Raw genomic sequence first — 22991 nt, 5'->3', positions numbered from 1 at the left:
CCGTTTTCTCCCTGCAAGCCATGCAAACAACCGGTCGTACAGAACCGGCCCGTGACGAACGCGCACCTCCGCTCAGAGCGCGCGCCCGTCACGGGCCGGGGTTCATCTACTCGCCCGGGTGGGCGAGTTCGATGTCGTGGGCGTCGGCTCCGCGCCCGGTGACGGTCAGCGCCGTCGCCACCGGCGGGTAGCCGGTCGCGATGACGGTGTACTCGCCGCCGTCGAGGTCGGTGAAGGCGTACGCCCCGTCCGCGCCGGTCGTGGCCGTGCCGACCACGTTGCCCGCCGCGTCGACCAGCGTCACGCGGGCGTCGGCCAGCGGACCGTGCGGCGCCCGCACGACACCCTGGACCTGGGCGCCCGAGTCGAGGTCGACCTCGATCCGGGTGACCCCGGTGCCGCCCACCTCGACGGGCAGGGCGCGCGGCCGGTAGCCGGCGGCGTTCACCGCCACGGTCACGGCACCCGGCACCAGCTCGGTGAAGGCGAACTCGCCCTTCTCACCGGTGGTCTGGGTGGCCAGCAGATCCCCGCGCACATCGGTGACGATCACCATCGCGTCCTTGACGGGCAGCGTGGTCCCGGCGGACCGCACCACCCCGTTCAGCCCGCTGGTGCCGCTGAGCAGGATGTCGTACGCCAGCGGCTCGCCGTTCACCACGATCGTGGACGCCTGCGGCTGGAACCCGTCGGCGGAGGCGATCAGGACGTACGAACCCGTGCCCGGCGCGTCCACCGCGTAGGAGCCGTCGCCCTGCGCGACCGAGCGGCCCAGTTGGCGCCCGGCGAGGGAGATCAGCGTGACGGCGGCCTGCGGGACGGGCGCGCTCTCGGCGCCGCGGACATGGCCGCGGACCGGGATGCCGCCGGAACCCTCCTGGGGCGGAGCCACCGTGGCGACGGCCGCGAGCTTCTGCGTGCCCTCGGGACCGGCCTCGGTGTCGGCGGCGACGGCCCAGCTCGGGACCTTCTCCTCGCCGGGTGCCGCCGCCGCGGCCGGGATCTCCTCCGCGCCGGCCGACTGCGCCATCGCGCCCTTGGTCTTCAGCGGGACCTCCTTGATGAACAGGGTGATGAGGAAGGCGAGCAGGGCCATGGCGGCGGCGATCAGGAAGACGTCCGCGATGCCGTGGCCGTACGCGCTCTCCATGACCGTGCGCAGCGGCGCGGGCAGCGCGTCCATGTCCGGGATGGTGTCGCTGGAGGCCGAACCCGCGGCGGAGGCGTACTTGGGGCCGAGATCGGCGAGGCCGTCCTGGGCGTAGTCGGTGATCCGGTTGGCCATGACGGCACCGAGCGCCGAGACGCCCATCGCACCGCCGAGGGACCGGAAGAAGGTGACCGTGGAGCTGGCCGAGCCGAGGTCCTTCGGGTCGACCTGGTTCTGCGTGGACAGCACGAGGTTCTGCATCATCATGCCGATGCCGAGACCCAGCATCGCCATGAAGACGGCGGTCTTCCAGTAGTCCGTGTCGTAGCGGATGGTGCTCAGCAGGCCCAGGCCCGCGGTGATCAGCACACCGCCGCCGACCAGCCAGGCCTTCCAGCGGCCGGTCTTGGTGATGAGCTGCCCGGAGACGGTGGAGGAGATGAACAGTCCGCCGATCATCGGGATCGTCATGACACCCGACATGGTCGGGGACTGGTCCCGGGCCAGCTGGAAGTACTGGGCGAAGAACACCGTGCCGGAGAACATCGCGACACCGACGAACATCGACGCGAGCGACGACAGCGTGATGGTCCGGTTGCGGAACAGCCGCAGCGGGATGATCGGCTCGCTGGCCCTGGTCTCGACGAAGATGAAGATCAGCGCGAGGAGGACGGACCCGCCCACCATCGCGTACGTCTGCCAGGACAGCCACTCGTACTTGTCACCGGCGAAGGTGACCCAGACCAGCAGCAGTGAGACCGCGGCGGAGATGAAGAAGGCACCGGCCCAGTCGACCTTGACGTCCCGCTTCACGACGGGCAGCTTCAGGGTCTTCTGCAGCACGATCAGCGCGATGACCGCGAACGGGACACCGACGTAGAAGCACCAGCGCCAGCCCAGCCAGGAGGTGTCGGTGATGACACCGCCGAGCAGCGGGCCGCCGACGGTCGCGACCGCGAACGTGGCACCGAGGTAGCCGGAGTAGCGTCCCCGCTCACGCGGGGAGATCATCGCGGCCATCACGATCTGCGCGAGGGCGGACAGACCGCCCACGCCTATGCCCTGCACGACCCGGCAGGCGATCAGCATGGCGGGGTTCTGCGACAGCCCGGCGGCGGCCGATCCCAGCACATAGATGACGAGCGCCAGCTGGACGAGCGCCTTCTTGTTGTAGAGGTCGGCGAGCTTGCCCCACAGGGGGGTGGCCGCCGTCATGGCCAGCAGGGTGGAGGTGACGACCCAGGTGTAGGCGGACTGGCCGCCGCCGAGGTCGCCGATGATCTCCGGGAGGGCGTTCGACACGATCGTGGACGACAGGATCGCCACGAACATACCGAGCAGCAGACCGGAGAGCGCCTCCATGATCTGCCGGTGTGTCATCTGGACGCCGTCGGGAGAGCCTTGGGAGCCTCCCCCGTGCTTGGCGTGAGCCCGCACACCGGCTGGTGTGGTCGTTGCCATGGGCTTCCTTCTCTTATGTGCTTGCGGGTGTACGGGTGGTCTCTTCGAGCACGGGCGGGGCCGGCGGCCGGTGTACGGGCCGGCAGTCGCCGAAGCTGTCCCTGAGCCGGGCCATCAGCCGGGTGAGCTGGCCGACCTCGTCGTCCGACCAGTCGTGCAGGCGGTCGGCGAGCAGCTCGGTGGTCCGCCGGGACAGCTCGTCGAGCAGTGCCTGGCCCACCGGGGTGAGGCGCAGGATGCGGGAGCGCTTGTCCGCCGGGTCCGGGGAGCGCTCGATCCAGCCACGCTCGGCGACGTGCGCGACATGGCGGCTGGTCACGGACATGTCCACGGCGAGCAGCTCCGCGAGCCTGCTCATGCGCATGTCGCCGTAGCGTCCGAGCAGTGTCAGCACGGCGGCGGAACCGCCGGGACACTCGGACGGCAGAATCCGCCCCATCTCCCGCTTCACGGCCCCGAAGGCACTGAACTGGCGCACCAGTTCCTCGTACTGCGCCTCCTCGGCCATCACACCTCCCGCATTCGTTGCTTAGGGCAACCATAGAGATGTTGGTTGCTACAGGCAAATAAAACGGTGTAGGTCCGGCATAAAAACTTGGCAAAGGCAAGGGTTGCGGCCGTAAATGTGCAGGTGGCAAAGGTTCCGTGCGGGGTGCGCAGCCCCCACTTGGGCGGTCACAGCCGATTCGCTAGTGTCTCGGGACATGGCTAACACCCAGGGCCCCCAGGGCAACCACGACCCCGCAGGCAACACCCAGATGTTCCGCGCGTTCGTCGACGAGGCCCCGCAGGGCCGGCAGCAGGCGGCGGCCTCCTCAGGCCCCCGTATCGGCCTGATCATCGGTGTCGTCGTCGCGGTGGTGGTCGTGGCCGCCGTCGCGTGGCTCGCGCTGAAGTAGGCACGGCACGACCTGTAAGCGACGAGGGCACGACTACTTCCACTGGACGGACACGTCCCGCGTCTCGATGTGCATGCCCAGCGGCACCCGCCACGCGTCGACGCACACCGTCCAGCTCTCTTCCTTCCGCGCCCCGGCCCTGACCGGCGCCGGAAGCTTCTCGGCCGACTCGACGGTCCCCCAGTCGATTCCGAGCGCCCCGATGATGTGCGTCCCGAAGGTCACCGTGCCCGAACGCACCGCGGTTCCGCCGGAGTTGTGGAAGCGGACCGTCACCTTCTCGCACCAGCGCTCGTCCGCGGCCTCCCGCTCCGGCTCGGACCAGGTGAGCGCGGCGGGGGCGGGGGGTGTCGTACGACCGCTGCCGCCGGCCGACGGTGGTGAAGCCGAGGGCGTACGGGGGGACTTGGCGCCCTCGGTCTGCGTCTCCGGCCCCGCCCCGGTCCCGGTGGCGGGGGTGGGGGTGGGGCTGTCCGGCGTGATCCCGCCCGGGGGCGAGGGGGCGTTCGAACCTCCCGTCGCGTCCCGCGAGTCGGCCGGACCCGAGGAGGGCGCCGATGACCCGCCGTCGAGCGGAACCAGGCTCACCTCCCCGGTCGGCTTCACGGCCGCACCGGGGGCCTGAGGCGCCGAACCGGTCGCCACGTACCCGTCGCCGTCGCCTCCGGCCCCGCACGCGGCCAGGACCCCGCCCAGACAGACGACGGCCGCCGACGCGCCGATCGCGGCGTGCCGGCGGCCATGTGTCCATGTCGCCCGCGTCGATCGAAGCATCGCGCCATGGTGGCTGACGCTCCGTCAAATAGGAAGCCTCGCGACGCTCTTGGGCGTCAGTCGGAGATGAGGCCCTCGCGCAGCTGCGCCAGTGTCCTGGTCAGCAGCCGGGAGACGTGCATCTGGGAGATGCCGACCTCCTCGCCGATCTGCGACTGGGTCATGTTGGCGAAGAAGCGCAGCATGATGATCTGCCGCTCGCGGGGCGGCAGTTTGGCGAGCAGCGGCTTGAGCGACTCGCGGTACTCGACGCCCTCCAGGGCGCTGTCCTCGTAGCCGAGGCGGTCCGCCAGGGAGCCCTCGCCGCCGTCGTCCTCGGGGGCCGGGGAGTCGAGGGAGGAGGCCGTGTAGGCGTTGCCGACCGCGAGGCCGTCGACGACGTCCTCCTCGGAGACGCCCAGGACCGCGGCGAGTTCGGCGACCGTCGGAGAGCGGTCGAGCTTCTGGGAGAGCTCGTCGCTGGCCTTGGTGAGGGCGAGCCGCAGCTCCTGCAGACGCCTGGGAACCCGGACCGACCAGGACGTGTCGCGGAAGAACCGCTTGATCTCGCCGACGACCGTCGGCATCGCGAACGTCGGGAACTCCACGCCCCGTTCGCAGTCGAAGCGGTCGATCGCCTTGATCAGGCCGATGGTGCCGACCTGGACGATGTCCTCCATCGGCTCGTTGCGGGAGCGGAAGCGGGCCGCCGCGTACCGCACGAGCGGGAGGTTGAGCTCGATCAGGGTGTCCCGGACGTATGCGCGCTCGGGGCTGTTCTCGTCCAGTGCGGCGAGCCGCAGGAAAAGGGAGCGGGACAGGGTGCGGGTGTCGATGGTCTCCGAGGAGGTGATCACCGGAGCCGGCGTGGGCTCCAGAACCTCAACCTCGGCGATGGGGCCGAGCGCGGCGTGCGCCTCGGGCGCTGCCTCGCTCTTTGTGAGCGTGAGCACCTTAGAGCTGCCCTTGTCTGCGGACATGCCACCCCCTTTGGGTCGCGGGACGGTCGTGACGAACGCTCCATCGAGGAACGTCGGCCTTCACCTGAATACCGGAGCCGCAGCCCCGGCAAACGCGCTTCCCGCAGAATGTCACATGTCGGCAACACGCTGTAGTGACATGTCGACATGTGAGACTTGAATCCGCCCTGGATAAAGGGGGTCTGACGGTTTTTTGGCGCAGAACTGTCGGGATCCGCCCTGGTGAGCGATTCGCTCTCGCCGGTTACGGATCGATCCTCTATGCGGTTACGCGTCGATCCTGTTCGCGGAGCGCAGTCGCTGAAAGCTACGCGCGAGTAGCCGCGACACATGCATCTGGGAGACGCCGAGTTCCGCACTGATTTGCGACTGTGTGAGATTGCTGTAGTAGCGCAGCAGCAGGATCCGCTGTTCGCGTTCGGGGAGTTGGACCAGCAGATGCCGGACGAGATCGCGGTGTTCTACGCCGTCCAGGGCCGGGTCCTCGTAGCCGAGCCGGTCGAGGAGTCCGGGGAGCCCGTCGCCCTCCTGGGCCGCCTCCAGGGAGGTGGCATGGTACGACCGTCCCGCCTCGATACAGGCCAGCACCTCCTCCTCCGTGATGCGCAGCCGCTCGGCGATCTCGGCGGTGCTCGGGGTGCGCCCGAAGGCGGTCGTCAGGTCCTCGGTCGCGCTGTTGACCTGCACCCACAGCTCGTGCAGCCGGCGCGGTACGTGGACCGTGCGGACGTTGTCGCGGAAGTACCGCTTGATCTCGCCGACGACCGTCGGCATCGCGAACGTCGGGAACTGCACGCCCCGGTCCGGGTCGAAGCGGTCGATGGCGTTGATGAGTCCGATGGTGCCGACCTGGACGACGTCCTCCATGGGCTCGTTGCGGGAGCGGAAGCGGGCGGCCGCATAGCGCACGAGCGGGAGGTTGGCCTCGATGAGCGCCCCACGCACCCGGTTGTGCTCCGGCGTGCCCGGTTCCAGTTCCTTGAGCTCGCCGAAGAGCACCTGGGTGAGCGCCCGGGTATCGGCGCCGCGGCGCCTTTCCGGGGCCGGGGGCGGGGGATCGTCGGGAGGAGCGGGAGCCGGCGTCTCGGCCTGAGCGGGAGCCTCGTCCTGGGGCGGCGCGGTACTGGCCGACACGGTCAACGCCACCTCTTCCTCCGTCAACGCAGGTCAACTCATCCGTCAAAAGCTGTCATAGCATCACAAGACATGTGCATTGCATGCAAGCACCGCATAACCACGTGTTGACGACAAAAGGGTGCATAAGACGCACTGAAGCCCTCCGCCGGAACGGCGGAGGGCTTCTGAAGACGGTGGTTCCGAACGGACGGTGGTTCGGAACGGGGTGTGGCGCAGAACCGCGGGCGCCTCAGAATTCGTAGTCGGCGATCACCCACGTGGCGAACTCGCCCCACAGGGTGACGCCCGCCTGGTGCTCCGGGTGCATCGCGTACGCCCGCAGGGCCTCGCGGTCCTCGAACGCCGAGTTGATCGCGAAGTCGTACGCGATGGGCCGGTCGCTGAGGTTCCAGCCCAGTTCCCAGGAGCGGATCTCGGGGATCTTGCCGTCGAGTGCGCGGAAGAGCTCCGCGCCCTTCACCACGCGCGGGTCATCGCGCTCGACGCCCTCGTTGAGCTTGAAGAGGACCAGGTGACGGATCATGACTCTCCTCCGTTGGCGACCCACGACGCGAAGTCGCCGAGGGCCTTCGCGGCGTCCGATATGCCCTCAAAGCCTATCTGGACATAGTCCGCGGCCTTCGCCGGGTCCGTGATGATCACGTAGAGCACGAAGACCACGAGGACATAGACGGCGATCTTCTTCGAATTCACCGCCACGGCGGCCTCCTCTGTGCCTGCTGTGCCCTGAGGGCCCCCTGCTGCCGGCGGCGAGTGTAACCTTCACGCCTTTCTCGGGGGCAACGGCCCGCAGGTGAGGGCCCTTTGTCCGCGGGCGTCGCGGGTCCCGGACGCAGGAAGGGCCCCGTCTTGCGACGAGGCCCTTCTTCAGCGGTAGCGGAGGGATTTGAACCCTCGGTGACTTGCGCCACACTCGCTTTCGAGGCGAGCTCCTTCGGCCGCTCGGACACGCTACCGAGGGAGACCTTACAGCACGGTGGGGCTTGGTTTGAAATCGGTATTGGCCGGTCCGGGCGGTGCAGTCGGCCTCAGCGGTCGCGGAAGAAGTCGGTGAGGATCCGGCCGCACTCCTCGGCGAGCACGCCCTCGATCACCTCGGGCCGATGGTTGAGCCGGCGGTCGCGTACGACGTCCCAGAGGGAGCCGGCGGCGCCCGCCTTGTCGTCGCGGGCGCCGTACACGACGCGGTCCACGCGGGACTGGACGATCGCGCCCGCGCACATCGTGCAGGGCTCGAGGGTCACGACGAGCGTGCAGCCCGCGAGACGCCACCCGCCCAGCACTGCGGCCGCCCGCCGGATGGCGAGGACCTCGGCGTGGGCCGTCGGATCGCCCGTGGCCTCGCGTTCGTTGTGCCCGGCCGCGAGCACGGTTCTGCCGTCCGGGGACAGCACCACCGCGCCGACGGGGACGTCCCCGCCCTTGGGGGCGTGCGCGGCCTCGTCCAGGGCGAGCCGCATCGCGGCCCGCCAACGGTCGCGTACCGGGTCCGGCGGACCCGGGTCCCGCTCCCCGGTCCCGCCGGTCAGCGGACGGCCTCCAGGATGTCCGAGGCGCCGAGCGCGTCGGCGATCTCGGTGAGCGCGTCGTCCGACAGGGTCAGCAACTCCTTCTCGCCGACGCCCAGGTCGTCGAGGATCCTGATGTCGCCGACCGGGCCGTGCGGTACGGCCTCGGCGGAGGGGCTGTCGTCCTCACCGTCGCCGTCGGCGTCGTCCTCGGCCTCACCGTCCTCGGTGCCGTCGAGGTCGAGGGAGTCCAGGTCGGCGACGTCGTCGTCACCCGGATCCCGGCCGAGCAGTTCGTCGGTGAGCAGGATCTCGCCGTAGCTGCTGCGGGCAGCGGCGGCGGCGTCCGAGACGTAGATGCGAGGGTCGTCCTCGCCGTCGACGCGGACGACGCCGAACCAGGCGTCCTCCTGCTCGATGAGGACGAGCACCGTGTCGTCGTCGGTCGAGGACTCCCGGGCCAGGTCGGCGAGATCCGACAGGGTCTCCACATCGTCGAGCTCTGTATCGCTCGCTTCCCACCCGTCTTCGGTGCGCGCGAGCAGTGCGGCGAAGTACACCGTGACTCTCCCACTGGTCGTAGGCGTGCCGGTTGGGGGTCCCCCCGGCGGAGGTTGGTGGGCGGGGAGTGCGGAGCTCCGAGCCCCGCCCACTCGGAATCGTGGCAGAAACAAGGCGTTCAGGGGACGTCTTCGGCACCCTGTGTCCGCCCGTTTTGATCGTCCACCAGCGGGATCGTACGCGGCTCGGGCACCGCCGAGGTACGCGGGCGGGTTTGAGGCGGGTCGCACTACCAGCGGAATGTGCGCATGCGCATCGCGTGACGCAGGCGTGCCGCCTTGGCGCGCCGGGGCTGGACGCGGTCGCGCAGTTCGCGGGCCTCGGCGAGTTCGCGCAGGAACACCGCGCGGCGCCGCCTGCGCTCGGCATCGGTCTCCCGCTGTGCCTCACGGTCAGTCATGGCTCACCACCCCGTACCCACCCGTACGTCCCTCCCACTTTCCCTCTGATGGGCGGTTTGATGCCAGCACGAGGGTTAGCTGGACCCGGTTACTGTTAGGCCATGCGTCTCCACGTCGTCGACCACCCCCTGGTCGCCCACAAGCTCACCACGCTGCGCGACCAGCGCACCGACTCCGCGACCTTCCGGCGGCTCGCCGACGAGCTGGTCACCCTGCTCGCCTACGAGGCCACGCGCGACGTGCGCACCGAGCAGGTCGACATCACGACCCCGGTGGCCTCGACCACCGGCGTCAAGCTGTCCTACCCGCGCCCGCTGGTCGTGCCGATCCTGCGGGCCGGCCTCGGCATGCTGGACGGCATGGTCCGGCTGCTGCCGACCGCCGAGGTGGGCTTCATGGGCATGGTGCGCGACGAGGAGACCCTCCAGGCCTCCACGTACGCCACCCGTATGCCGGAGGACCTCTCAGGGCGCCAGGTGTACGTCCTCGACCCGATGCTCGCCACCGGCGGCACCCTGGTCGCGGCGATCCAGGAGCTGATCAAGCGCGGCGCCGACGACGTGACCGCCGTGGTCCTGCTCGCCGCCCCCGAGGGCGTGGAGCTCATGGAGCGCGAGCTCGCGGGCACGCCGGTGACGGTCGTGACCGCGTCGGTCGACGAGCGCCTCAACGAGCACGGCTACATCGTCCCCGGCCTGGGAGACGCGGGGGACCGGATGTACGGGGCCGCTGAGTAGGCCTCTTCACGAGGCGCGCGGTGCGCGGTACGACGTACGCGCGGTTCAGCAGTTCTTCTTCGACTTCGACGAAGTGGGCGTCGGCTGAGGTCCGGTCAGTGCGGCCAGGGCCTTGTCGGCGTCCTTCTTCGTGGTCAGCGCCTTGAAACCGTTGCCGATGATCAGGTCGACGTCGGTGCCCTTGCGCCCCGCGGCCGTGCGGCGTTCGGCGGTGCCGAGCTGGGTGGCGAGCACCGGCAGTGAGGTGTTCAGCGAGGAGGCGGGGCCGAGCAGTATCCCGGCGCCCGTGACCTTCTTGTCGAAGGCCGCCGTCGCGTTGCCCACGCTGCCGATCTTGAAGCCGCGCTTCTTCAGCTCGTCCGCCGTCTGCTTGGCCAGCCCGCTGCGGGTCGTGGCATTCAGCACGTTGACGGTGACCTGGCCGGGCTCGGGCAGGTCGGCCGCGCTCGGTGAAGGGCTCGCCTTGGACGAGCAGTCCGACCTCGCGCCGACCGCCGAGGCCTGCTCGCCGCCGCCCGTGAAGACGTCGATGAGCTGCATCGTGCCCCAGCCGATCAGTCCGAGGGCGGCGACCGAGGCCACGACCCCGACCGCGAGCCTGCCGCGTCGTCGGGGGCGCCGCATACGGGGGTATTTGTCCCCCTTGATCCGGTACTGGCCGCCCATGCCGGGGGGAGTCAGCATGCTCATGGGCGCAGCGTAGTGTGCGCGGGCGGTGATTCCTACTAGATGATCATTGCCGGCACGCAGTTCAACCCGTTAGGGCCACCGGTTGGCCATTAGTCCAGTTCGAGGACGCGTGCGTGCAGCACTTGGCGCTGCTGGAGCGCCGCGCGGACCGCGCGGTGCAGACCGTCCTCCAGATACAGGTCGCCCTGCCACTTGACGACGTGCGCGAACAGATCGCCGTAGAAGGTCGAGTCCTCGGCCAGGAGTGTCTCCAGGTCGAGCTGGCCCTTCGTCGTCACGAGCTGATCGAGGCGGACCGGGCGCGGTGCGACGTCCGCCCACTGCCGGGTGCTTTCCCGGCCGTGGTCGGGGTACGGCCGGCCGTTTCCGATGCGCTTGAAGATCACACGGAAAGCCTACCGGTCAAGACCTTCCGGGCGCAGCCATGGAGAGGGAGTGCGACGCTGGAAAAGATGCCGTAAACCTGTGCAAAACGGAAGCAGGGGTCCGATATGAGTGACAGCGAGACCGTGCGCGCGGCCACCACGCCCGAGACACGGGGGAGCGCTCCCGCCCTCCCCCAGCAGGCTCTGGAGATTGCCGCGGGCTACGCCTTCACCGGACCCGCACTCGACCTGGGCGCCCTGATGTGGGACGGGAAGTGCCTGCCCGACGCGCAGATCCGCATCCCGCTGCCCATGCTCAACCGGCACGGCCTGGTCGCGGGCGCCACCGGCACCGGCAAGACGAAGACCCTCCAGCTGATCGCCGAGCAGCTCAGTGCGCAGGGCGTGCCGGTGTTCCTCGCCGACATCAAGGGGGACGTGTCCGGGATCTCGGCGCCGGGCGTGTCGAACGACAAGGTCCGGGCCCGTGCCGCCGAGGTGCACCAGCAGTGGGCGGCGAGCGGATTCCCCGCCGAGTTCTACGCCCTGGGCGGCATGGGGCACGGCATCCCGGTCCGGGCCACCGTCACCAGCTTCGGCCCGGTGCTGCTGTCCAAGGTGCTCCGGCTCAACCAGACCCAGGAGCAGTCCCTCGGCCTGATCTTCCACTTCGCCGACCAGAAGGGCCTGGAGCTGATCGACCTCAAGGACCTCAGGGCGGTCGTCGCCTTCCTGACCTCCGACGAGGGAAAGGCCGAGCTCAGGAACATCGGCGGGCTGTCGACGGCGACCGCGGGCGTGATCCTGCGTTCCCTCACCGCCTTCGAGGCGCAGGGCATGGGGGACTTCTTCGGGGAGCCGGAGTTCGACACGGCCGAGTTCCTGCGGACGGCCGACGACGGGCGGGGCATGGTGTCGGTCCTCGAACTGCCCGCCGTGCAGGACAGACCGCAGCTGTTCTCGACGTTCCTGATGTGGCTGCTCGCCGACCTCTTCCATGATCTCCCGGAGGTCGGTGACGCCGACAAGCCCAAGCTCGTCTTCTTCTTCGACGAGGCGCATCTGCTCTTCAACGACGCGTCGAGGGCGTTCCTGGAGGCCATCACCCAGACCGTGCGGCTCATTCGCTCGAAAGGGGTCGGGGTGTTCTTCGTGACGCAGACCCCGAAGGACGTACCCGCCGATGTCCTCGCCCAGCTCGGCAACCGTGTCCAGCACGCGCTGCGGGCGTTCACCCCCGACGACCAGAAGGCGCTGAAGGCCACGGTGAAGACCTTCCCGAACTCGGCGTACGACCTGGAGGAGCTGCTGACCGGTCTCGGTACCGGGGAGGCCGTCGTCACCGTCCTGAGCGAGAAGGGTGCGCCGACTCCGGTCGCGGCGACACGGTTGCGGGCGCCCGAGTCGCTGATGGGGCCGGTCGAGGCGGCGGCCCTGGTCCAGGAGGTCAAGGCTTCTGCGCTGTACGGAACTTACGCACAGGCTGTGGACAGAGAGTCGGCCTACGAGAAGCTCCAGGCGCCCCGCGGGGCGAAGGGGCCGGACGAGATGGGCGAGGCGCCCGAGGCGGCGAAAGAGGAGCGCAAGGGGGCGAAAGAGGAGCGCGAGGCGGCTGAAGAGGGACGCGCGGCGAAAGAGGAGCGCTCTGTCGTCGAACAGGTCGTCGGCAGCGGCATGTTCAAGTCGCTGGCCCGGTCGATCGGTACGCAGATCGGGCGTGAGGTCACCCGGTCCGTCTTCGGGACGGCTCGGCGGCGACGCTAAGCGCTCCGCTGGAAGTGCGGTGATGCGCCGTCGGTCGACTGCGGCGCCATCGTGGCTGGTCGCGCAGTTCCCCGCGCCCCTTCGGGGCACTGCCGAACCGCAGCCGACTTCCCCCGCCCGGCTTAGCCCCGTTGGACGGGCGGGTTGTTCGGCTGCGGGTCGGTGGGGGCTTGTCGCGCCCCCGCGGCGGAGCCGCACATTGATACAGCCCCGCGCCCCTGACGGGGCGCGGGGCGCCGTCCGGTCAGCCGTGCTCCGGCTGCTTGGGCGGTTGTTGCTGGGGTTGGGGCTTGGGCTTGGGGGTGTTGCGGATGGCCTCGGCGCGCAGCAGGGCGCGCAGGACCGCGTACGGGTCGCTGGGCATGGCTGTGTCGTCCTTGCTGTAGGGGTGCTGATGGGCCGGGGAGTTCACGGCTCGTGTCAGCAGCGCAGGACCACCGTGCGGAGGGTGTGCAGGACGGGCCGGGTGCCTGACGGCACCGGGAGCTGCGGGGCGGGCGGCGGCGGGGCGAGCCGCGTGCGCGGACGGGGTGCCGGGCGCAGGGGGACGACGTGCGGCCGGCCGGCCCGGGCCGGCGACCGTACGACGGTGTCGTCGCACTCGACGACCGCCGCGCTGCTCTCCGCCGTGACCGCCACCGCGTGCGCCGTGTGCTCGCCCGGCACCAGCAGGGCGAGCAGCAGGACGAGGACCCGCGACCAGGCGCGTACGGCGTTCACAGTTCGCGTGGCACCCGACTCGCGCGGCCGCGGATACCGATCGCCGTGACGATCTCGACGACACCGACCACGACCAGCCACCAGCCGCCGACCAGGGTGAGGACGGCGACCGACTCGAAGGGGGAGACGATCAGCACGACGCCGGCGACGAAGGTGAGGACGCCGAGGAAGATCTGCCAGCCGCGTGCGGGCATCGAGGCGTCGTGGACGGCGGCCAGGGTCTGGGTGATCCCGCGGATCAGCCAGCCGATGCCGATCCACAGGGCGAGCAGCAGGATCGACTGCATGGGGCCGCGGAAGCAGAACAGGCCGAGCAGGATCGACAGGGCGCCGCTGATGAAGGCCAGGACGCGCAGGGATGTCGTCCGGTGCGTGCCGAAGGCGGAGGCCAGCTGGAGTACGCCGCTGACCAGCAGGTAGAGGCCGAACAGGATTCCGGCGGCGTGCAGGGACTGGCCGGGCCAGACCAGGATCAGGATGCCGAGGACCAGGGAGGCGATGCCGGTGAGCAGTACGGCCTGCCAGGCAGTGCGGGACAGGACGTGCAGGGGGCCTTCGAGCGGCGGTTCGGCGCCACCGGGGCGGGGCTCGCGCGCGGCGGCATGCACCCGGCGGTCGTCGTACTCCGGACCCCAGGGGGAACCGCTCGGTGCCTCGGTCATGTTTCATGCTTTGACCGAACGGGACCCGAATGCCACCTGGCGTGGGCCAACCGGCTTAATTTCCGTACGACTTCCCGTAGGACTTCCGGGAGGGCTTCCCGGAGGTCCTGGAGGCCGTGTCGGCGGCTACTTCCCCGCGGCCTTCGCCGCCTTCGCCGCCGCCTTCATCTCCTGCTTGTGCGCGCGGACCTTGGCCAGTGACTCCGGGCCGGTGATGTCGGCGACGGAGCGGAAGGACTTCGCCTCGCCGTAGGCCCCCGCGGCCTCCCGCCACCCCTTCGGCGCCACCCCGAGCTGCTTGCCCAGCAGGGCGAGGAAGATCTGGGCCTTCTGCTTGCCGAACCCGGGCAGGTCCTGGAGTCGCTTGAGCAGCTCGGTCCCGCTGTCGACGCCCTTCCAGACGGCCTCGGCGTCACCGTCGTAGTGCTCGACGAGGTACTGGCACAGCTGCTGGATGCGCTTGGCCATCGACCCCGGGTAGCGGTGCACCGCCGGCTTCTCGGAGAGCAGCGCGGCGAAGGCCTCCGGGTCGCGGGCGGCGATGTCGTGTGCGTCGAGGTCGTCGGCGCCCATGCGCTGGGCGATCGTCGCAGGGCCCTTGAACGCCCACTCCATCGGCACCTGCTGGTCCAGCAGCATGCCGGTGAGCGCGGCGAGCGGGCTGCGGCCGAGGAGCGCGTCGGCCTCGGGGTCCTGGGCGAGATGCAGGGTGACGTCCATGGGTCGATGATGCCGCGTGCGCGCTCAGGACGCGCGCCAGTACCCCAGCGCGTGCATCCGCTCCTTGGGCACGCCGAGTTCCTTGCGGACGTATGCGCTCAGCCTGCGCGTCGTCGCCGTGTCGCACGCGATCCAGACATACGGGTCGGCAGTGCCCTCGATCAGTTCGGGCAGGTCCGCCTTCACCCGTTCGACCAGGTGCGTGCCGGAGTTCAGCCGCAGCACCTGGCGGAGCTCGTGCCGGGACGGGTCGGCGCGGCAGGGCAGGTCGTCGGCGCCGCCCTCGAACCAGATGGTGGCCGGGGCCGAACCCAGGGCGCCGAGCAGGGAGTTGAGGGCGGGCAGCGAGGCCGGGTCGCCGATCGCGAAGACATGGGTCGGGGCAGGGGCCGGCTCCTCGAACCCCGTGCCGTGGACGGTCGCCTCGACGGTGTCGCCGGGCTTCGCGGTCCGCGCCCAGTCGCTGGCCGTGCCCTCGTGCAGGGCGAACTCCAGGCTGAAGGTGCCGGTCGCGGAGTCCGGGTCGACGAGGGTGTACGCCCGCTGGTGCGGCTTGCCCCCGTTGTCGAACCAGAGGCGGACCCACATCGTGGGGTGGACGCCGGTTGTGGCGAGCATGCCGCCGTCGGTGAGGTGGAGCCGCCGGTAGTGCGGGGTGACGTCCTCGGCGCCCGTCACGGTGAACACGAAGTCCTTCGCGCGCAGCAGTTTGAGGACCGCACCCTCCCAGCCGTGCCCCTGCCCCATCGTCTCTCCACCCCTCACGTACGATTCCAACACGATCTTACTTAGGTAAGGCTAACCTAAAATCTAGAGGGAGCACAGTGTGACCGCCGAGATCTACCGCGACGCCTGGGGAATCCCGCATCTGCGAGCGGACCGGGTGGGCGAACTCGCCCGTGCCCAGGGCCACGTCACCGCACGCGACCGGGCATGGCAGCTGGAGGTCGAACGGCACCGCGCCCAGGGCACCTCCGCGTCCTTCCTCGGTGCCGGCGCCCTGCCCTGGGACCTGTTGGCGAGACGGGCCCGGCTGGACGACACCGCGAGACGGTGCTTCGAGGCGTTGGACTCCGAAACGGCGGACTGGGTACGGGCCTACGTCGACGGTGTCAACGAAGGGCTCGTCGAAGGGGCCCGCCATGCGCCCGAGTTCGCCCGTACGGGCCTCGCTCCCGGCCGCTGGGAGCCCTGGACCCCGCTCGCCGTCTGGATCGCCGTCCACATCCTGTTCGCCGGTTTCCCGGCCAAGCTCTGGCGCGAGCAGGTCGCCCGGCATCTCGGCGAGGACGCGATCGGACTGTTCGCCGCCGACGGGCCCGGCACCTCCGGCAGCAACGGCTGGCTGGTGGGCGGCGAGCGGACCGCGACCGGTGCCGCCGTCATCGCCGGCGACCCGCACCGCTTCATCGAGGATCCCGGCATCTACCAGCAGATCCATCTCTCCTGCCCGGAGTTCGACGTCGTCGGCCTCGCCGTCCCCGGCGTCCCCGGCATCGCCCACTTCGGCCACGCCGGCACGGTCGCCTGGGCCATCACCAACGCGATGGCCGACTATCACGACCTCTACCGGGAGCGGCTGCGGCGTACCGGCGCGGGTGTCGAGGCCCTGGACCCGGACGGCACCTGGACCCGTGCCACCCGGCACACGGAGACCGTCGAGGTCGCGGGCGAGGAACCCGTCGAGGTCGAGGTGATCGAGACCGGACGCGGCCCGGTGATCATCGGCGGCCCCGAGGGCCTGGACGGACTCGACGGCGCCACCCCCCTCGCCGTCAGCCTCCGCTACCCGCCCCGGGTCACCGCGGAGCTCGGCTTCGAGGCCCTGCTCCCCCTCCTCCGGGCCCGCCGGGTCGCCGACGTGGACCGTGCCTTCGACCGCTGGGCCGAGCCCGTGAACGTCGTGCTGGCCGCCGACACCGAGGGTGGACTGCTGCACCGGGTGGCCGGGAGGGTGCCGCTGCGCGACCCGGCCAACCGCATCCGCCTCGTGCCCGCCTGGGAGCCCGGTCACGAGTGGCGGGGCCGGCACGAGACGCCGTACGGCGAACTCACCGACGGCACGGCGGTGATGGCGAACCAGCGCGGCCCGTCCACGCCCCTCGGCGTCGAGTTCGCCCCGCCGCACCGCGCCGACCGCATCGCCGCCCTCCTCAAGGAGAAGGAGCGGTGGACGGCGGGGGACATGCCCGCGATCCACATGGACACCCACCTCGGCTCCGCCGCACCCCTGTTGGAGCACCTCGCCGCCCTCGACGACCTCACCCCCGAGGCCGCCGCACTGCGGGACCGGCTGCTGGGCTGGGACCGGCGGATGGACGCGGACAGCACGGAGGCGGCCGCCTATGCGGCGGTGCGCTCGGCCGTCGTGCGGCGCCTCGCCGAACACCCCGCGTTCGCCGCACTCGCCGTCCCGCCGGCCTACCCGGAGGTCTTCCTCCCCTGGCTCGGGCTTGTCCCGCGCATCGGCTTCGCGCTCGAACACCTGCTGCGTGCGGAGGAGTTGTACGGCATCGACCGCCCCGCGACCGTCCGCGCGGCCGTCGAGGAGGTCGCCGCACAGCAGCCGGGCACCTGGGGGGAGTCGCACCGGCTGGCCCCTTGGCGGGCGCTGCCCGACACCTCGTACGACGAACCGGGCCTGTCCGGCGATCACGACTGTGTGCTGTGCACCTCGGCCGTGCCCGGCATCACCGATCTGGCCGCGCGGGGGCCGGCCGCCCGCTATGTGTGGGATCTGGCCCGCCGTGAGGACAGCCTCTGGGTCGTGCCGTTCGGTGCCTGGGGGATGCCGGGCTCGGCCCACCACCGTGACCAGCTGCCGCTGTGGACCGGGGGCGATCTCGTCCCGGTCGTCACCGACTTCGACCGACTCGACAAGGAAACCGATGTCTGACACCCACGCCCCCGCCCGGGAGGCGGTCCACGAACAGCCGGTCGCCGGCCTCGGAACGCTCCGCGTGCTGCCTCTCGACGCGCAGGCCGACGCCGGGGTGGTACACGGCTGGGTGAGTGAGGAGCGGGCCTCCTTCTGGGGCATGAACGGCCTCACCCGGGATCAAGTGGCCGAGACCTACGCCCACATGGACACGCTCGACACCCACCACGCCTTCCTGGTGGTGTGCGACGCCGAACCGGTCGCGCTGCTCCAGACGTACGAGCCGGCGGCGGACCGGGTCGGTGAGTGCTACCGGGTCGAGCCCGGCGACATCGGCGTGCATGTGCTGCTCGCGCCCGCCGGAACGCACGGCGCCCGGCCCGGCTGGAGCGCGGCGCTGCTCGGCGCCCTCGTCTCGTACGTGCTGCTCGGTCTGGACCGGCACCGGGTCGTGGTCGATCCCGATGTGCGCAACGAGAAGGCGGTCGCCCGCTTCCTGAGGCAGGGGTTCACGGCAGGACCCGTCGTCGTGCTGCCCGAGATCGACCTCCCTGATGTGTATCTGCCCGAGAAACACGCCCAACTGGCCTTTCTCACCCGGGAGGTAGCCTTCCGCGGGTGACCCCTGACGACCTCATCGCCCACTACGGACTTCAGCCCATCCCGCGTGAGGGCGGGCTGTTCCGGCAGACCTGGGCCGGGCCCGAGCGGGCGGACGGGCGGCCCGAGGGCACGGCCATAGTGGCCCTGCTGACGGCCGCACCGGACGGCTTCTCGGCCCTGCACCGGCTGCCCACCGACGAGGTCTGGCACTTCTATCGGGGCGACCCGCTCCAGTTGCTGCTGCTCGCCCCGGACGGCACCTCGCGGACGGTCGTCCTGGGGCCGGACATACTCGGCGGACAGCATCACCAGTTCACCGTCCCGGCCCGCACATGGATGGGCGCACGGGTGGCCGCGGGCGGTGCGTGGGCCCTCTTCGGCTGCACCATGGCGCCCGGCTTCACCTACCAGGACTACGAACACGGGGACGTGGCCGACCTCACGGCGCGCTACCCGGCCGAGGCCGCCCGGATCGTGGAACTGTGCCGTCCATGACTCTGCTCGAGGGACAGACCGCCCTGGTCACGGGCGCGGGCGGCGGCATCGGACGCGGGATCGCACTGCGGTTCGCCGAGGAGGGCGCGGCGGTCGCGCTGCACTGCCGTACGGCGGTGGAGGAGGCGCGTGCGGTGCGGTACCGGATCGAGGAGCTGGGCCGGCGGGCCGTCGTACTGCAAGGCGATCTGTCCGACGCGGACGAGTGCCGGCGGGTCGTGCGCGAGGCCGCCGAGTGGGCCGGCGGGGTGCTGACGGCGCTGGTGAACAACGCGGGCGTACAGCCGACGCAGCCGCTGCCCGGGATGACGTCCGAGGAGTGGCGGGCGGTCGTGGACACCAACCTGTCGAGTGTGTTCGCGTGTACGCAGGCGGCCGCGGAGATCATGCGGGAGGCCGGGGGCGGGAGTGTGACGCACATCGCCTCCATCGAGGCCCACCGTCCGGCTCCGCTGCACGCGCACTACTCCGTGTCCAAGGCGGGTGTGGTCATGCATGCGCGGGCCGCGGCCCTGGAGTACGGGCCGTTCGGGATCCGCGTCAACACGGTCTCGCCCGGGCTGATCGAGCGGGAGGGGCTCGCGGAGGACTGGCCGGACGGGGTGGCGCGATGGGAACGTGCGGCGCCTGCCGGACGGCTCGGGCGGCCGGAGGACGTCGGCGACGCCTGTGTGTTCCTGGCGTCCCCCCTCGCGTCCTGGATCACGGGACACGACCTGGTCGTGGACGGAGGAGTGTCCGCCCGGCCGACCTGGTGAGCACCGGGGCCGTCGTGTACGTAAGTATCGGAGTGGCCGAAGAGTCGGAAGACGGAGATGCGAGTTGGTCCGAAGGCGAGGAGTTCAAGGGCTGGTGCTGCTATGCACCGTGCTGGTCCTGCTCGTCCTCGGCGGTGCGGGAACGGCGTCGGCACATGCCGCACTCCGCTCCACCGACCCGGCCGACGGAACCGTCCTCAAGTCAGCCCCCGGTGACATCACCCTGACCTTCACGGAGTCCGTGGGCCTGCTCGACGACTCCGTTCGGATCCTGGACCCCACCGGCCACCGGCTGCGCCTCGGCGAGGCGGAGCATGTGGCCGGCGGTTCGGACGCGGTACGGGTGAGCCTGCCCGCGAAGTCGGCCACCGGGACGTTCACGGTGGCGTGGCGGGTGGTGTCGGCGGACAGCCATCCGGTGTCGGGCGCCTTCACCTTCTCCGTGGGCAAGCCCTCCGCGACGAGCGCGACGGTGGACACCGGCCCGGTCGAGGACCCGGTGACCGGCAAGCTCTGGGACATCGCCCGCTATCTCGCCTATCTCGCCGGTGCCCTGCTCATCGGCACGGCGGTGTTCGTCGCGGTCTGCCGTCCGCCGCACCCCGAGCGCCTGGCCAAGCCCCTGTGGGTGGCCTGGTGGACCCTGCTCGGCGCCACCCTCGCCCTGCTGGTGCTGCGCGCCCCGTACGAGACGGGTGCGGGACCGGCGACCGCCTTCGACGCCTCCGCGCTGGGCCGGACGATGACCGGCAGGCCGGGTGCGCTGCTGCTGGCGCGGGTGGGGCTGCTGGCGGCCGCCGCGGTCCTGCTGCGAAGGCGCATCCCGGTGGTGCCCGGAGCCGCGATCGCCGGCGGCCTCGCGCTGACCTGGGCGGCGGCCGAGCACGCCTCCGCCGGGATCCAGGTGCCGGTGGCGATCACCTCGTCCGCGCTGCATCTGCTGGCGACGGCGGTGTGGCTGGGCGGGCTCGTGGCCCTGCTCATGACGCTGCGCCAACCCGTATCGGCCCTGACGGTCGCCCGCTTCTCCCGGCTCGCCTTCGCCTCCGTGACCGTCCTGGTCGTCACCGGCGTCTACCAGTCCTGGCGCGGGCTGGGCTCCTGGAACGCCTTCACCGACACCTCGTACGGTCGCCTCCTCCTCGCCAAGCTGGTCGCGGTCGCGTTGCTGCTGGCGGCGGCGGGCTACTCGCGGCGATGGACGGCACGGGCCGTCACCCTGGAGGCGGAGAAGGACGTATGGGAACGGGTGCCGGAGCCGGTCGGCGGCGGCCCGTCGCTGCCGGAACCCCCGCCCCCCGCCCCGCCGGCCGCACCGGATCAGCGAGCCCTGCGCCGGTCCGTGCTGGCCGAAGTCGGCGTCGCCGCCGTGGTGTTGCTGATCACGACCGTGCTCACCGGGACGCTGCCCGGCCGCGCGGAGACCGAGGCGGCGCAGGCGCCAGCGGCGGGCGCGCTGCCCGCCGCGTCCGTCACGACCGTCCCCTTCGAGGTCGGCACCGCGGGTGTGAAGGGCAAGGTGCAGATCACCCTCGACCCGGGCCGCACCGGCGACAACACCGTCGAGGCCGTGGTCTACGGCGCCGACGGCGGCCTGGCCACCGTTCCCGAACTCCGTCTCTCCTTCACCCTCCCCGCCCAGGACATCGGCCCGCTCGACGCCGAGCTGACGGACAAGGGCGGCTACTGGGGGAACGGTTCGTTCACCCTGCCGGTGGCCGGGGCGTGGACGATGAAGGTGACGGTCAGGGTGTCCGAGATCGATCAGGTGAGTGAGTCGGCGACGGTGCGGATCGGGGCGTGACCGCTTTCCGCCGGAAGCGGCCCGGCGCTATTTCGTGAGCTTCTTCGACTTCTCCACGGCGGCGGCGAGGCGTTCGACGACGGGGGCGAAACCGGCGTAGCTGAAGCGCTCCTCCATCGACCAGGGCGTGGTCTGGCCGGCCTCGACTGCGGGGAGCTCGCACCACTCGTCGGACTTCTCGCCCTCGACGAAGTCGACGCCGAGGTCCTTGAGGTAGTTCAGGTCGGAGTAGGGGGCGGATGGGTGGTGTCATGTGGCGCCGCTTGGCGCTATCTGGCACCGCGTGGCGCCATTCGGGGCTCCGAATGTCACCCGGGCGGGCGTGGCGCCACAGTGACTCAGGGTCTTCTCCTTGCGTTTCCACAGCTCAGAGCCTTCCTTGTGGGTTCGCTCGACGTGAAGCGCCATGGAAGCTTGCACATGTCGCCATAGTGGTGCCATGATGGCGTCATGGACCTCACCCCGTATGTCGACACTCTCCGCCGCGAACTCGCGGTGGCCGCCGAAGCCGGCGGCGACGAAGCCCGCGAGCTGGCCGAGCGGCTCACCGCTCCCCTGGAGTCGGCGACCCGGCTGACCATGCTCAACGTGCTCTCCGCCGCGATGGACGAGATCACCCGTGAACTCGCCCCCGGCTCGGTCGACGTACGGCTGCGCGGGCTCGACCCCGACTTCGTGGTGACGCCGCCGCCCTCCGACGGTGGTGCCTCCGTGGAGCCGGACGTGCCCGTCGAACCGTTCAGGACCTCGGTCCCGGCCGAAGGCGACGAGGGCGGCACCGCCCGCGTCAACCTGCGGCTGCCGGCCCACCTCAAGGCCCGCGCCGAAGAGGCCGCGAGCCGCGAGGGCCTGTCGGTCAACGCGTGGCTGGTGCGGGCCGTGTCGGCCGCGGTCGACGGCGGCACCCGGCCGCGTACGACGGAGAAGGCCCAGACCGTCGGACAGAGCTTCACGGGCTGGGTGCGCTAGCCGCGCCCCCAGCCCGCGCCCCAGAAGGATTGAGCACAGCACCCACACCACGTCCCACCAGCGGGGACGCCCTGAAGACCCAAGAGGACGGGACAGCCATGCCTACTTTCGACACCCCCGAACCGATCTCGGTCACCGCGAGCGTGGAGGCCGGTTCCATCCAGTTCACCGCGGGCGACCGCCTCGACACGGTCGTCGAGGTGCGGCCCCGCGACCCGAAGCGGGACCTGGACGTGCGGGCGACCGACCAGACCCAGGTCACCTACGCGGGCGGCGCACTGACCATCAGGACGCCCAAGGGCAATCTCTTCGGCCTCGGCCGCACCGGCACCGTCGATGTGAGCGTCGAACTGCCCACGGGCTCGCGCATCGACATGACCGGCGCCTGGGCCCAGGTGCTCGGCGAGGGCCGGCTCGGCGAGGTCCGCGTGAAGATCTCGGCCGGCGACGCCCGCTTCGACACGACCGGCCCGCTGAACCTGACCGCGTCGCACGGCTCGATCACCGTGGACCGGGTCGAGGGCGCGGCCGAGATCACCACCAGCTCCGGCAGCCTGCGCGTCGCTTTCCTCGACGGCCCCGCCGTCCTGAAGAACTCGCACGGCACCACGACCGTCGGCGCCGCGACCGGCGAGCTGCGGGTGAGCGGCGCCAACGGCGACATCGAGATCCGGCGCGCCGAGGACTCGGTCACCGCCACCACCGCCCACGGCACCCTGCGGGTGGACGAAGTGGCCCGCGGCACCGTCCAGCTGGAGACCAACTTCGGCGCCATCGACGTCGGCGTCCGCGAGGGCACGGCCGCCTGGCTCGACGTCAACTCGGGCTCCGGCCAGGTGCGCAACACGCTCACCGCGTCTCAGACCCCGGAGGAGACCGAGGACACCGTCAAGATCCGCGCCCGCACCCGGCACGGCAACATCGACGTCCGCCGCGCCAAGGCCTGACCCCACCGGAGCCCGGCCTCCATCCCCTT

At 70.8% G+C, this 22991-nt stretch carries 26 protein-coding genes and 1 tRNA gene; 10 read left to right on the top strand and 17 right to left on the bottom strand.

Features of this window, described 5'->3' with window-relative positions:
• Nucleotides 1–106: 106 nt before the first annotated feature.
• Both ACIHFB_RS43160 and ACIHFB_RS43155 read right to left on the bottom strand, forming a co-directional pair.
• On the bottom strand, nucleotides 107–2611 hold the full coding sequence (locus ACIHFB_RS43160) for an MFS transporter (protein WP_365271295.1): 2505 nt from the start codon (nucleotides 2609–2611) through the stop codon (nucleotides 107–109).
• A gap of 13 nt (nucleotides 2612–2624) precedes the next feature.
• Nucleotides 2625–3119, bottom strand: coding sequence for a MarR family transcriptional regulator (locus ACIHFB_RS43155; RefSeq protein WP_365271292.1), 495 nt, complete (start codon nucleotides 3117–3119; stop codon nucleotides 2625–2627).
• Nucleotides 3120–3315: 196 nt separating this feature from the next.
• Here ACIHFB_RS43155 and ACIHFB_RS43150 point away from each other — a divergent pair, with 196 nt between their 5' ends.
• Nucleotides 3316–3510 (top strand): hypothetical protein, encoded by a 195-nt coding sequence (locus tag ACIHFB_RS43150; protein ID WP_365271289.1) that lies wholly within the window; start codon nucleotides 3316–3318, stop codon nucleotides 3508–3510.
• 33 nt (nucleotides 3511–3543) lie between these two features.
• Here the strand turns inward: ACIHFB_RS43150 and ACIHFB_RS43145 are convergent, their stop codons facing one another.
• The 9 genes from ACIHFB_RS43145 to ACIHFB_RS43105 form a co-directional block, all read right to left on the bottom strand.
• Nucleotides 3544–4284, bottom strand: a complete 741-nt coding sequence (locus ACIHFB_RS43145; RefSeq protein ID WP_365271286.1) for a hypothetical protein — start codon at nucleotides 4282–4284, stop codon at nucleotides 3544–3546.
• A 56-nt stretch (nucleotides 4285–4340) separates the two neighbouring features.
• Nucleotides 4341–5243, bottom strand: a complete 903-nt coding sequence (locus tag ACIHFB_RS43140; protein ID WP_365271283.1) for an RNA polymerase sigma factor SigF — start codon at nucleotides 5241–5243, stop codon at nucleotides 4341–4343.
• Between the two features lie 267 nt (nucleotides 5244–5510).
• Nucleotides 5511–6383 (bottom strand): RNA polymerase sigma factor SigF, encoded by an 873-nt coding sequence (locus tag ACIHFB_RS43135; RefSeq protein WP_365273348.1) that lies wholly within the window; start codon nucleotides 6381–6383, stop codon nucleotides 5511–5513.
• Between the two features lie 226 nt (nucleotides 6384–6609).
• Entirely contained in the window at nucleotides 6610–6903 is a 294-nt protein-coding gene (locus tag ACIHFB_RS43130) for a Dabb family protein (RefSeq protein WP_365271280.1), read from the bottom strand.
• Nucleotides 6900–7079, bottom strand: a complete 180-nt coding sequence (locus ACIHFB_RS43125) for a hypothetical protein (RefSeq protein ID WP_365271278.1) — start codon at nucleotides 7077–7079, stop codon at nucleotides 6900–6902. The genes ACIHFB_RS43130 and ACIHFB_RS43125 overlap by 4 nt, the downstream gene beginning before the upstream one ends.
• A gap of 172 nt (nucleotides 7080–7251) precedes the next feature.
• Nucleotides 7252–7336, bottom strand: a tRNA-Ser gene (locus ACIHFB_RS43120).
• A gap of 72 nt (nucleotides 7337–7408) precedes the next feature.
• Nucleotides 7409–7840, bottom strand: coding sequence for a tRNA adenosine(34) deaminase TadA (tadA, locus tag ACIHFB_RS43115; RefSeq protein WP_400129719.1), 432 nt, complete (start codon nucleotides 7838–7840; stop codon nucleotides 7409–7411).
• Nucleotides 7841–7905: 65 nt separating this feature from the next.
• The gene (locus tag ACIHFB_RS43110; protein ID WP_365271273.1) at nucleotides 7906–8448 is read right to left on the bottom strand and encodes a hypothetical protein; all 543 of its coding nucleotides are present in this window, start codon (nucleotides 8446–8448) and stop codon (nucleotides 7906–7908) included.
• A 230-nt stretch (nucleotides 8449–8678) separates the two neighbouring features.
• Nucleotides 8679–8849, bottom strand: a complete 171-nt coding sequence (locus tag ACIHFB_RS43105) for a hypothetical protein (protein WP_365271270.1) — start codon at nucleotides 8847–8849, stop codon at nucleotides 8679–8681.
• 102 nt (nucleotides 8850–8951) lie between these two features.
• On the opposite strand from ACIHFB_RS43105, the gene upp reads away from it, so the two are divergent.
• Nucleotides 8952–9587: a uracil phosphoribosyltransferase gene (upp, locus tag ACIHFB_RS43100; protein ID WP_365271267.1), complete on the top strand. Its 636-nt coding sequence runs from the start codon at nucleotides 8952–8954 to the stop codon at nucleotides 9585–9587.
• A 45-nt stretch (nucleotides 9588–9632) separates the two neighbouring features.
• Here the strand turns inward: upp and ACIHFB_RS43095 are convergent, their stop codons facing one another.
• Entirely contained in the window at nucleotides 9633–10277 is a 645-nt protein-coding gene (locus tag ACIHFB_RS43095) for a LytR C-terminal domain-containing protein (RefSeq protein WP_365271265.1), read from the bottom strand.
• 89 nt (nucleotides 10278–10366) lie between these two features.
• Nucleotides 10367–10663 (bottom strand): type II toxin-antitoxin system VapB family antitoxin, encoded by a 297-nt coding sequence (locus ACIHFB_RS43090; RefSeq protein ID WP_003999914.1) that lies wholly within the window; start codon nucleotides 10661–10663, stop codon nucleotides 10367–10369.
• A 105-nt stretch (nucleotides 10664–10768) separates the two neighbouring features.
• Here ACIHFB_RS43090 and ACIHFB_RS43085 point away from each other — a divergent pair, with 105 nt between their 5' ends.
• Nucleotides 10769–12406, top strand: coding sequence for a helicase HerA-like domain-containing protein (locus tag ACIHFB_RS43085; protein WP_400129718.1), 1638 nt, complete (start codon nucleotides 10769–10771; stop codon nucleotides 12404–12406).
• A 420-nt stretch (nucleotides 12407–12826) separates the two neighbouring features.
• On the opposite strand, the gene ACIHFB_RS43080 is transcribed toward ACIHFB_RS43085, so the two are convergent.
• The 4 genes from ACIHFB_RS43080 to ACIHFB_RS43065 form a co-directional block, all read right to left on the bottom strand.
• Entirely contained in the window at nucleotides 12827–13126 is a 300-nt protein-coding gene (locus tag ACIHFB_RS43080) for a hypothetical protein (RefSeq protein ID WP_365271259.1), read from the bottom strand.
• A complete protein-coding gene (locus ACIHFB_RS43075) occupies nucleotides 13123–13788 on the bottom strand; it encodes an HdeD family acid-resistance protein (RefSeq protein ID WP_365271256.1) in 666 nt (221 codons plus the stop codon). Before ACIHFB_RS43075 ends, ACIHFB_RS43080 begins: the two co-directional genes overlap by 4 nt.
• Before the next feature lie 126 nt (nucleotides 13789–13914).
• Nucleotides 13915–14508, bottom strand: a complete 594-nt coding sequence (locus ACIHFB_RS43070; protein ID WP_365271253.1) for an HhH-GPD-type base excision DNA repair protein — start codon at nucleotides 14506–14508, stop codon at nucleotides 13915–13917.
• Between the two features lie 24 nt (nucleotides 14509–14532).
• A complete protein-coding gene (locus tag ACIHFB_RS43065) occupies nucleotides 14533–15255 on the bottom strand; it encodes a siderophore-interacting protein (RefSeq protein ID WP_400129717.1) in 723 nt (240 codons plus the stop codon).
• A 79-nt stretch (nucleotides 15256–15334) separates the two neighbouring features.
• Here ACIHFB_RS43065 and ACIHFB_RS43060 point away from each other — a divergent pair, with 79 nt between their 5' ends.
• The 7 genes from ACIHFB_RS43060 (at nucleotide 15335) to ACIHFB_RS43030 (ending at nucleotide 22962) form a co-directional block, all read left to right on the top strand.
• Nucleotides 15335–17404, top strand: coding sequence for a penicillin acylase family protein (locus ACIHFB_RS43060; protein ID WP_400129716.1), 2070 nt, complete (start codon nucleotides 15335–15337; stop codon nucleotides 17402–17404).
• Nucleotides 17397–18008 carry a GNAT family N-acetyltransferase gene (locus ACIHFB_RS43055; protein ID WP_400129715.1) on the top strand — a complete coding sequence of 204 codons (612 nt, stop codon included), beginning with the start codon at nucleotides 17397–17399 and terminating at the stop codon, nucleotides 18006–18008. Before ACIHFB_RS43060 ends, ACIHFB_RS43055 begins: the two co-directional genes overlap by 8 nt.
• On the top strand, nucleotides 18005–18484 hold the full coding sequence (locus ACIHFB_RS43050; RefSeq protein ID WP_365271242.1) for a cupin domain-containing protein: 480 nt from the start codon (nucleotides 18005–18007) through the stop codon (nucleotides 18482–18484). Before ACIHFB_RS43055 ends, ACIHFB_RS43050 begins: the two co-directional genes overlap by 4 nt.
• Nucleotides 18481–19242, top strand: a complete 762-nt coding sequence (locus ACIHFB_RS43045; RefSeq protein WP_365271240.1) for an SDR family NAD(P)-dependent oxidoreductase — start codon at nucleotides 18481–18483, stop codon at nucleotides 19240–19242. The genes ACIHFB_RS43050 and ACIHFB_RS43045 overlap by 4 nt, the downstream gene beginning before the upstream one ends.
• A gap of 94 nt (nucleotides 19243–19336) precedes the next feature.
• The gene (locus tag ACIHFB_RS43040) at nucleotides 19337–21046 is read left to right on the top strand and encodes a copper resistance CopC/CopD family protein (RefSeq protein ID WP_400129714.1); all 1710 of its coding nucleotides are present in this window, start codon (nucleotides 19337–19339) and stop codon (nucleotides 21044–21046) included.
• Between the two features lie 450 nt (nucleotides 21047–21496).
• Complete coding sequence (locus tag ACIHFB_RS43035) at nucleotides 21497–22015, top strand: hypothetical protein (protein ID WP_365271234.1); 519 nt, start codon at nucleotides 21497–21499, stop codon at nucleotides 22013–22015.
• 98 nt (nucleotides 22016–22113) lie between these two features.
• Entirely contained in the window at nucleotides 22114–22962 is an 849-nt protein-coding gene (locus ACIHFB_RS43030) for a DUF4097 family beta strand repeat-containing protein (RefSeq protein WP_365271231.1), read from the top strand.
• The last annotated feature ends 29 nt before the right edge of the window (nucleotides 22963–22991 follow it).

This window comes from Streptomyces sp. NPDC051963 (assembly GCF_044593495.1).
Classification (GTDB): domain Bacteria; phylum Actinomycetota; class Actinomycetes; order Streptomycetales; family Streptomycetaceae; genus Streptomyces.
The sequence above is the reverse complement of the archived record's forward strand: the minus strand, read 5'-3'. Positions and strand labels throughout refer to the sequence as shown.

What these genes read in the sequence shown, in the direction of transcription:
- ACIHFB_RS43130 (WP_365271280.1), bottom strand. Translation starts at nt 6,903, where the DNA reads ATGATCCGTCACCTGGTCCTCTTCAAGCTCAACGAGGGCGTCGAGCGC.
- ACIHFB_RS43145 (WP_365271286.1), bottom strand. Translation starts at nt 4,284, where the DNA reads ATGCTTCGATCGACGCGGGCGACATGGACACATGGCCGCCGGCACGCC.
- ACIHFB_RS43055 (WP_400129715.1), top strand. Translation starts at nt 17,397, where the DNA reads ATGTCTGACACCCACGCCCCCGCCCGGGAGGCGGTCCACGAACAGCCG.
- ACIHFB_RS43045 (WP_365271240.1), top strand. Translation starts at nt 18,481, where the DNA reads ATGACTCTGCTCGAGGGACAGACCGCCCTGGTCACGGGCGCGGGCGGC.
- ACIHFB_RS43150 (WP_365271289.1), top strand. Translation starts at nt 3,316, where the DNA reads ATGGCTAACACCCAGGGCCCCCAGGGCAACCACGACCCCGCAGGCAAC.
- ACIHFB_RS43155 (WP_365271292.1), bottom strand. Translation starts at nt 3,119, where the DNA reads ATGGCCGAGGAGGCGCAGTACGAGGAACTGGTGCGCCAGTTCAGTGCC.
- ACIHFB_RS43065 (WP_400129717.1), bottom strand. Translation starts at nt 15,255, where the DNA reads ATGGGGCAGGGGCACGGCTGGGAGGGTGCGGTCCTCAAACTGCTGCGC.
- ACIHFB_RS43030 (WP_365271231.1), top strand. Translation starts at nt 22,114, where the DNA reads ATGCCTACTTTCGACACCCCCGAACCGATCTCGGTCACCGCGAGCGTG.
- upp (WP_365271267.1), top strand. Translation starts at nt 8,952, where the DNA reads ATGCGTCTCCACGTCGTCGACCACCCCCTGGTCGCCCACAAGCTCACC.
- ACIHFB_RS43160 (WP_365271295.1), bottom strand. Translation starts at nt 2,611, where the DNA reads ATGGCAACGACCACACCAGCCGGTGTGCGGGCTCACGCCAAGCACGGG.
- ACIHFB_RS43140 (WP_365271283.1), bottom strand. Translation starts at nt 5,243, where the DNA reads ATGTCCGCAGACAAGGGCAGCTCTAAGGTGCTCACGCTCACAAAGAGC.
- ACIHFB_RS43035 (WP_365271234.1), top strand. Translation starts at nt 21,497, where the DNA reads ATGGACCTCACCCCGTATGTCGACACTCTCCGCCGCGAACTCGCGGTG.
- ACIHFB_RS43105 (WP_365271270.1), bottom strand. Translation starts at nt 8,849, where the DNA reads ATGACTGACCGTGAGGCACAGCGGGAGACCGATGCCGAGCGCAGGCGG.
- tadA (WP_400129719.1), bottom strand. Translation starts at nt 7,840, where the DNA reads ATGCGGCTCGCCCTGGACGAGGCCGCGCACGCCCCCAAGGGCGGGGAC.
- ACIHFB_RS43075 (WP_365271256.1), bottom strand. Translation starts at nt 13,788, where the DNA reads ATGACCGAGGCACCGAGCGGTTCCCCCTGGGGTCCGGAGTACGACGAC.
- ACIHFB_RS43095 (WP_365271265.1), bottom strand. Translation starts at nt 10,277, where the DNA reads ATGAGCATGCTGACTCCCCCCGGCATGGGCGGCCAGTACCGGATCAAG.
- ACIHFB_RS43070 (WP_365271253.1), bottom strand. Translation starts at nt 14,508, where the DNA reads ATGGACGTCACCCTGCATCTCGCCCAGGACCCCGAGGCCGACGCGCTC.
- ACIHFB_RS43085 (WP_400129718.1), top strand. Translation starts at nt 10,769, where the DNA reads ATGAGTGACAGCGAGACCGTGCGCGCGGCCACCACGCCCGAGACACGG.